The sequence below is a fragment of the Falsiroseomonas oryziterrae genome (assembly GCF_021864505.1).
GTDB classification, from domain to species: domain Bacteria; phylum Pseudomonadota; class Alphaproteobacteria; order Acetobacterales; family Acetobacteraceae; genus Falsiroseomonas; species Falsiroseomonas oryziterrae.
The window spans coordinates 1-928 of sequence record NZ_JAKJIB010000635.1; the positions used below are offsets into that span (position 1 = coordinate 1).

A 928-nucleotide genomic window follows, 5' to 3' on the forward strand; every position below is an offset into this window, starting at 1 on the left:
ATCGTCGCACCCGCCTTCGACGCCGCGGTGGACCAGCTGATCAGCGCTGCGGTCGCCGACCTGCTCGCCGGCACGGTCTCGCTGGGCGATGCGATGGGCCGCCTGCTCGCGCGGCCGCGCCGCGACGAGTAGCGCCGCGGCGACACGCCGCCGACACGCGCGACACCCGCCGCCGCACCGGCCGTCGGCCACGAAACCCCTTTCCGCCCGCCGCGACACCGCGGCGGCATCGCGCATGGCCAGGATCAGGCGCATCGCGTCATCCGGCATCGGGCTGGACGGACACGCCGCAACGGAGCCGCCGCCATGCGAATCCCCGCCTTCATCCACCTGCCCGGCGACGCGATCGCCACGCCGGACGCAACCGGGCGCCTGGCGCGCCTTGCCGCGCTCGCCCTCCGTGTGGTCCGCGTCCGGCGCGAGGAGCGGCAGTTGCTCGAGCAGGTCGCGCAGATGGACGACGCGACGCTGCGCGACATCGGCACCAACCGATGGGAATTGCGGGCGCATATCCGTTCGGGGCGCGTGACGAGAGCCGACTGGGTCAAGGCCTGGCGCGGGGCGGCGTGAGCCGCATCCCGCCCTTGTCATCGGAACCGTCGCGGATTTCACTCGCAACCCATGCTGCGGCGCAGCATATGCCATCCTTGGACAGCATCTGAGGCAAGGCATGAGCGGTTCCTTCTTTCCCCCCAATCCCTTCCTGGACGCCTGGATGACCGCGGCGAACACGGCCGCCGGCGCCTGGCGCGGCGCCCTCGGTGGCGGCTGGCAGCGTCAGCAGTTGGCGGCGCTGGAGGCCTGGAACCGGCAGGTCCTGGGCTTCTGGGCCGGCGCCCTCGGCTGGCCCATGGCGGCCGCCCTGCGCGGCGCGGCGCCCGCGCCCGGGCAGCAGGATGCCACGCCCGCTCCGTACGTTCCGGAGCTG

At 73.6% G+C, this 928-nt stretch carries 2 protein-coding genes; both read left to right on the top strand.

Annotated elements, in window-relative coordinates; genetic code table 11:
• Positions 1 to 306: 306 nt before the first annotated feature.
• Positions 307 to 570, top strand: coding sequence for a hypothetical protein (locus tag L2I40_RS23770; protein WP_237217813.1), 264 nt, complete (start codon positions 307 to 309; stop codon positions 568 to 570).
• A 100-nt stretch (positions 571 to 670) separates the two neighbouring features.
• A partial coding sequence (locus tag L2I40_RS23775) for a hypothetical protein (protein ID WP_237217814.1) occupies positions 671 to 928 on the top strand: 258 nt, incomplete at its 3' end.

Coding starts and splice junctions, on each gene's coding strand:
- L2I40_RS23770 (WP_237217813.1), top strand. CDS start 307: ATGCGAATCCCCGCCTTCATCCACCTGCCCGGCGACGCGATCGCCACG.